Raw genomic sequence first — 7,643 nt, forward strand, 5'->3', positions numbered from 1 at the left:
ACAACAACACCCCGACTAGCGGGGTGTTGTTGATGATGCCATGAGCTGCACTGCAGGTCAGCTCACTACGGCGCAGCCTGCACATAAGGCGCCGTCGGCGCCAAAACCGTGCCATTACCAAGCAAGTCAGCCTCGGTGATACCCACTGCTGTCTGGCTTGGAGCCCGCACAAAGCTTACCACTTCAGTCTGTAACTCGGTCAGAGCAATGAAACCACCAGCCGTAGCCGGGTCGCCAGGTGTCAGCAAGGAGGCATGCTCACCCACGGTAAGGTTAACCAACGCATTGGCGGCACTCACATCCGTGACATCTGTCGGCCCAGTTCCCGCCGCTACCGGCTGCGCATTCAGCAAACGAGCCAACGGCATCGTCCCGGCCAGCGGGGCACCGTCAACGCTGTTAGGCACTACCTGATCGGCCAAGTATTCAGTGCCATCTCCGTAAACGGAGGCATCTCCGCCACCGACAATTTGTTGAACCAAAACAGGAATTGTCAAACTCCCACAAGTGAGAATACTTGGGTAGTCACCAGCTTGGGCTTTTACAGGATCGCATGATGCTGCACCCGCAAGAACCTCAGCAAAGTTAACGGGATCACCGGAATCAACCGTACTTTGCGCCACATACAGAAACTTCTCGAAATCAGAACTGCCTTCCATAACACCCGCTGCAGCCAGCCCACCTTTGATAGAAGGACCAAAAGCTTCCGAGTTATTTAGCAACTGAGTTAACTGCCCCCCCCCAGACGATACGACAAGGCCACTCAAAGGTTTCAGCTTGCTTGCAAATGCTGGGGTAGCCGCTTCTGTTGCCAGCTGACCATCCACAGCTATCGCCAACTGGTTAACTGTAGCGTAGGTCGCACCAATAATACCGCCCAAGGAGACACCCACCACTTTCACATCACTGATATCAAGCCCAACCATATCTCCATCTTCAAGCGCCTGCCCGATGCCTTCCAGACTGGCATTGAGGTTCAGCAGATCCATAACACTTTGGCGCAGATTGTCACGAGTGTTCGTCAGCACACCCAAGTTGATGAAATTGAGCGCCACATCACCCGCGTCGAAAGCACGAGCCCCATGCAAAGGCAAATCAATCGCGACTGTTGCCACACAGGCCTTGGCTAGGCTATGTGCGAGCGAAACCACCGAAGTGCGGTCGCTACCGATGCCATGCACATACATCACGACTTGCAAACCACTTGGCTTGGCCATGCCACAGGTAACACCGGGCTGAACTTCATAATCCTCATCAGGAAGGGTTATCTGCAAAGGAACGGATTCAAGACTAGCCTGCTTAGCAAAGGGGTACCGATAAGTTACGTTGAAGGTAGCCCCATCCGCGTCAGCCAAGGGTAATTGTGCTGGTAGTTCGTCTGCCGCTTCTACAGGAAGGCTTGCTTTTATTTTTGGCAACAATGCGTCCCCAAGCTCCCTATCTGGTTGCCAGCTATCTAATTTGTAGTTGCCGGAGATCGTTGTCTCGGGAGTTCTCAAATAGTAGGGAACATCTATTGAACCTGTGTACAACAACGCCACGCCGTCCTCAAGCGCCCCATCTGTCAGAACACTCACATCGACACCCGATGCAGGTATGGAAACATCGCGCGGCTCCGGCGAATTCAAACCCACACCTTCCATAAGAATGGCGCCAAGATTCTGTACTGCTGAACCGGGATCCACTCCAAAGTTCTTCTGTTGGGCCTGAACGATTGCAGCCTTAGGAGCTGCGTTAGCAAGCAATGGCGTAACCGGATCGGTAGTAGTAAAAGTATAAGAAATCACCACCGAATCTTTCGCTACCTCTCCCGGGATCCCCCCTCCGGAGGCCTGCCCGATAAAGCCAGCAGCCAACGCTTCCCAACCCTGAATAGCGCCACGCACAGACGCCAGTGCGCCAGCAACAGGCGGCTCAGACTCACCCAAAGCGTCATACGCCGCAGATGCACCGACCGAGTTGCCATCCGTGTCCTTCAGGCCATTGGTAACAAAAACCAGGTACTTGGTCGCCGCATTAAAAGGCTTGTTCGGCGTAATTCTCAATACGTTGTTTTGCTCGCCGTCACGGGAAATCACCGAGGCAGACACATCCGCTAACGGGAACAGGAAAGGTGCAGCCTGATTTACATTCAACGGATCAAGTGCATCTTCATCACCCGTATCTAGGGCCAGCACAAATACATTGGATTGCGCGCACTCTCCAGTGGCTAGCATGGCTTGCTGACACACCTTAATAGAGGCTTCATCCAGCTCACCTCCGGTAAAATAAATGTCGAAAGGTGCGTTGGTTGAGAAACCATCCAAAGCATTGATTCCCGCTTCCACCGGATTAGAGGGAGCACCGACATCTGCCGTGCCATCCGACGTGGCCGCCGCCGCAAAAACCAAGTCTGTATTCAAAGGCAAATCCGAAGTTACCGGATTAAATCGAGCGTGAGTGTCAAAACTGGCACCCCCGCTCTGATCCGGTACCGTGTCGCTCCCGCCACCACAGGCAGCCAGCGCCATAGCCACTGCCAGGGGCAGTACCTTTTTATAAGTATTCATGATCTCTCCCAAACCACTTTTTATTATCTAATTCCTGCCGTTGCCTGCACTTACACTCAGGGGGGCTTGATACAAGCAGCAGAAGGCTCTTTAGCCAAACGAATTATTTGTGCCTACGCTAACCCCACTACCGAAGCAGGGTTTCTAGGAAGAATACATTAATTCCGTTTTTCCACAAACGCGCGTAACAGAAAAATAATGGCGAGAAACGCCGGCAGGCGTTTTTTCAAGGACGACTCGCCGGTCACCGACGAAAAGTATTCAAATACTTAAAATATGTTTACTGCAGCGTATCCGGGCCACGCAAGATTACCGGCTGCTCTTCCGGTTTTTCTTCACTGCTCTTGCAGGCCTGTTCCATATACCCGGTGCGCTGCTCTTCAGGCAGGTTTTTTTGCTCCCAGGCAATCACTGCCTGCAGGCAGAGCTCTTTTTGCTCGCGGGTTAAAACCCGGCCATCCGCCCACTTGCCGGTTTCCACTGCACGGCGCATGTTGTCGCAGGCTTGCGGGGTCATGGACGCAATAAGATCTTCAAAGCTCTGGTAGTTCATATCGATAACTCATTTTAAAACGGCAGCACGCCAAACGTCTGGCGCATCATGGGTGGTCGTTGCGGCTGCAGGAGCTTGCTTGCAAGCGAAAACGGTTCGGCTGCAAGCAGCTTCCTACAGACACACCATCAACTGCCATCACCAGGCCGGCTACTCCAGCCCAGCTTGGAGCGGCACGCCTGATAAAAATCATGCCCTGGAGGATGAATCAGCTGCAAGCGATGCGGTTTTTTGCGTATTGCAATCACATCATCCACCTGCAGACGAATCCCTTCGGTGCCATCGCAGCTGACCAACGGGCGCACTTTTTCCGTGGTGATGTGGATTTTGATTTCACTGTCACCCGCCACCACCAGCGGACGGCTGGTCAAGGTGTGAGGATTCAGGGGCACCAGCACCATGGCATCCAGCTTGGGATGCATGATGGGGCCTCCCCCGGACAGGGCGTAGGCGGTAGAGCCGGTGGGCGTAGAGATAATCAGGCCATCGGAGCGCTGTCCGTAGACAAAGTGCCCGTCGATCATCAATTCAAAATCGATCATGTGCACACTGTCACCCGACAGCAGCACAATGTCGTTCAGGGCGCTACCCTCACCCACCACCGTTTTGCCCCGCCGCACTTCCAGATCCAGCAGGAAACGCTTCTCCGTACTGTACTCGCCATCCAGCACCTGACCGACCCGGGATTCGATTTCAGAGGGAAGAATGTCGGTAAGAAAACCCAGGTGGCCGCGGTTCACACCCAGTACCGGCACGTTATAGCGGGACAACGTACGCGCTGCGCCCAGCAGGCTACCATCCCCGCCAACCACAATCACCAGATCACAGGACTCCCCCATTTGTGAGGCACTGGCGGCCTGCAAGCCCATCTCCGGGAGATTGCCGATAATGTGTTTATCGAGGATGACGGTGCAATCACGGCCATGCAGGAAGTGGATCAGCTGGCGCAACGAATAGAGCGCCTGCTCACTTTCAGACCGTGCGATTAAACCAATATTGCGAAATTTCTCTTGCGCCACAGGGGGGATCTCATTCAGGTAATGCTGCGTCGGGTGATGCGAAACCCGAAGGCCGGGCAGCCTCACCATCCGGCAAGCGCTACCCCTGAGTCAGGTACTCGTGCAGGGTACCAGCATTGGCATTCAGGCCGCCATCCAACACGATCACATCCAGGCCGGCGTTTTTTAACAGAAAAGCGGCGGTGGCGCTACGTCGGCCGGTATCACAGTAGGCGATATAGGTCTTGCCCGGATCCAACAAACGGGATTTGAGGCGCAATACGTTAAGCGGCATATTGGTAGCCCCGACCAAATGCTCCTGGTCGAATTCATCACTGGTACGCACATCCAGCCACCAGGCCCCCTTCTCTGCGGAAGACAACACCTGATCGCCGGGCATGGTATTAATGATGGGCTCGCGCAGTAGCGCATCGAAGTCCTGCCGATCCAGCTTCATCAGCACACCGTCCGTGGCCATGGTCACCGTGGCGTTACGCGGCTTGCCGGACAACAGCGCCTCCTCACCAAACCACTGCCCTTCTTCCAGCATGGCCACAGGCGTGGGCTCACTCTCGCCCATGCTGATCGACACCTCGCATACGCCTTCTTTCAGGATATAGCAGCAATCAGCGGCCTCTCCCTGACGAATAATCACCTCACCTTCTTTGTGGCGGGTGGCTTTGAGACGGCGAAAGATTTCTAGGATATTGGTCGGCGGCACCCGATGAAAAAGCTTGGACTTGAGCAACCGGATCATCCATTCCCGGTCGTTCTGGTAGGCAGAGTTAGCATTAATATCAAGAATGACGTAACCCGCCGACTGGTCCCATGACAAAATGGTATCCAGCCGGAAGCTGTCAAAGCGCACCACACTCACCTCACCCACGGCTTTTGCGGTACTGCGCCGGGGCTGCACATGCTCCAGTGGGTGCCAGGATGCGGTATCCCCAGCACTGACTGTATGGCTATTGCCGTCTTCATCGGTTAGTTCAACCCGGCCGCTAAGCAGGTAAATCGTGGTGTTGTCCTGATCACCCAGCGAAAAAAGGGCATCACCTGACGCATAGCGGCACACTTCCTGCTGGTCGAGCAGCCAGTCCAGTTGATCCCCAGACAGCGCGTTAACCGGCACAAACGTCTGTAACAGGCTTTTATCGATGGATTCCTGCGCCATAACAGCGGCTCCCGATGTTCTTGTTGTTGCAATGGTGATTGCAATTCTGCCGGGCCAAAGCCCCTATCAGAAAAAAGTACTGCAAAAATCTTACCAATCAAGCACCTGGCGGACCCAGTTCACAATTGCTCGCTCAACGGAATCGCAGCACATTGTCGATGGCAGAGTCATTGCGGCAGTTCGGGCAGCGGTTAGCATTGCAATCTGACACCCCGGGCTTGAACTGATTGGGCACCTCCACACGGATTACCCGCTTGCCACAGGGAGACTGGTCGGCCCCAACGGGAACCTGGCAGGTGGGGCTTTCATAGTGCGCCAACCAGGCCCGGTAATGATCCTCGGTTACCAGGCATTTGCGTGCCGCAAAGGCGATCGGGTTTTCCATGTAGCTGGCCACCTGGTCCGCGGCAATGGAAATGTGCCCCGCTCCAGGGTGAAAGGCGATAAAGCTCAGCCCCAGCTCTTCCAGCTTCTCCAGGGTCTTCTGGGCCCCGCTGTTCGCATCTTTCGCCTTATTGCGTTTTTGTTCGGCAATTTCCCCACGGAGCTGGCCAATCAGGTCATCGCGGGTCAGTACATCCATTTCCAGTGCGTGCAGCTGCTCGGACATCTTCGCCCGCTCTTCCTCCAGCCGCTGCTCCAGCGCCAGTTTGTACTGCTCCGTCAGCACCTCCATTTCGCTTCCCTGGTGCTCACTGCGGCGGCTCTGCTCTTCCAGACTCTGATTCAGGGACAATAACTGCCCTTTCAGGGATTCATTCTGCTCCCGCAAGGCGCCATTCTGGGATTTGATCGCCTTGAACTGGCCCATCACCTTTTCCAGCTGGGCATTGAGGATTTCTTCTTTCTGCTGAGCCGCATAGCGCACCTTGGCGGCATCTTCAGACTGGGTGTTTTCCAGGGTCTGCACCCGCAGGCGCAGCTCTTTGATAATGCGTGCCAGGCGAACACGCTCCTGATCCGCTTTCTTTTGCGACTCATCGGCTTCCGGTGCGATTGTAGGAGCAGAGGATCCCACCACTGGCGGTGCAGCGGCATCCATCTCATCATCCATTTCCAGGCCCATTTTCGGGCCTCGCTCACGAATGGAATCACGGATCGCGATAAAATCATTGGCACCGGGCTTCATTCCCGGGTCCCACATCTGGTCCTGATGCCAGGCCACCGGGCACTGACTACGGCAAGCAAGACGAATCGGGCCTGCGCCCATGTCCGGACCCTGGCCTGCGTGTTCCGCCAGATGACGCAACGGCACATTCCAGGTGGTATCGGCCATACCGTCTTCATCGAAATCAATGGTGAACAATACCAGCGAGCGCACTCGTAACTGGCCATTCACCAGGCAATAGGCTCCGCGCACCTCTTTGTCTGCAAACTCCGGAACCCCCACCATCCCATCAAGAATGGCTTCGAAATCCGCGTAGAGCATGCTTTTGGAAATACCCCGATGATCAAAAAACAGGATTGCTTCCGAGGTAACAGAGGATGCAGCCATGGTGCCGGTCCTTCCCTTGAAATTATTTTATAGGCGGCCGCCGCAGGCAGATGCGTCGCACATCGCGTCACTCCCAAAAGTGACACCCACAGTCGCGGCGCTGCCAATTATAGTCAGGCCTTATGGAAAGAGTGTGACCTGAAAGGCAGTTAAACAAAAGTCACGCCAATAGCTTGCGTCAGACAACGCCATCAGAACAGTACCGGGGTCACGTTGCGGCAGAAAAGGCAGACAGAAATGAGGCGGGATGGACGGAGGGGCAACCAAAGAGGGGCAGAGAACGGCGAAGGATTACAACTCCTCGCCGTCATCTGCCCAATCATCATCTTCCAGCCACTCTTCCAGGCTTTCCATCAGCAGCTTTTCTTCCAGACGCTCTTCCAGATAATCATCCATTGTCTTTTTCCTTCTATCGTTTCACATGTTGTCCGTGAAATTAGACAGAAAGAAAGTGACAAGTTCATGAAAGGTAACGCCAGATGCCTGACGCAGGATGCCTGACAAAGAAAAACCGGGAGCACGCAAGGACAAAGGCAAGAACTAACAACGCAGGAACAGCGACCGTTTTGCGTCAAACATCAGGCATTTGGCATCAAGCGTGCCGTTTTCAGCGTTTTTCACACACAAAAAAGGCCCTCCCGAAGGAGAGCCTTTCTTGCTGAATAGTGGCGGAGCGGACGGGACTCGAACCCGCGACCCCCGGCGTGACAGGCCGGTATTCTAACCAACTGAACTACCGCTCCACTTATCCCTTTCGGAATTCTTTCACTTGCTAAATATGGTGGGTGATGACGGGATCGAACCGCCGACCCTCTGCTTGTAAGGCAGATGCTCTCCCAGCTGAGCTAATCACCCTTGTTCGCGCTGCGAAGTG

The 7,643-nt window shown here is 54.7% G+C and carries 5 protein-coding genes and 2 tRNA genes; all 7 read right to left on the bottom strand.

Annotated features, from left to right (window positions below):
- Positions 1–65: 65 nt before the first annotated feature.
- Entirely contained in the window at positions 66–2,549 is a 2,484-nt protein-coding gene (locus tag A3730_RS17330; protein ID WP_063520241.1) for a hypothetical protein, read from the bottom strand.
- Positions 2,550–2,829: 280 nt separating this feature from the next.
- Positions 2,830–3,102 carry a YeaC family protein gene (locus tag A3730_RS17335; protein ID WP_063520240.1) on the bottom strand — a complete coding sequence of 91 codons (273 nt, stop codon included), beginning with the start codon at positions 3,100–3,102 and terminating at the stop codon, positions 2,830–2,832.
- A 128-nt stretch (positions 3,103–3,230) separates the two neighbouring features.
- Positions 3,231–4,121, bottom strand: a complete 891-nt coding sequence (locus tag A3730_RS17340; protein ID WP_063520239.1) for an NAD(+) kinase — start codon at positions 4,119–4,121, stop codon at positions 3,231–3,233.
- 79 nt (positions 4,122–4,200) lie between these two features.
- Positions 4,201–5,274 (bottom strand): cyclic nucleotide-binding domain-containing protein, encoded by a 1,074-nt coding sequence (locus tag A3730_RS17345; protein WP_063538551.1) that lies wholly within the window; start codon positions 5,272–5,274, stop codon positions 4,201–4,203.
- 133 nt (positions 5,275–5,407) lie between these two features.
- Positions 5,408–6,769, bottom strand: coding sequence for a hypothetical protein (locus tag A3730_RS17350; RefSeq protein WP_063538553.1), 1,362 nt, complete (start codon positions 6,767–6,769; stop codon positions 5,408–5,410).
- Positions 6,770–7,435: 666 nt separating this feature from the next.
- Positions 7,436–7,512 (bottom strand) — tRNA-Asp (locus tag A3730_RS17355).
- A 36-nt stretch (positions 7,513–7,548) separates the two neighbouring features.
- Positions 7,549–7,624: transfer RNA gene (locus A3730_RS17360), tRNA-Val, on the bottom strand.
- Positions 7,625–7,643 lie beyond the last annotated feature (19 nt).

It is taken from the genome of Alcanivorax sp. HI0044, from assembly GCF_001634945.1.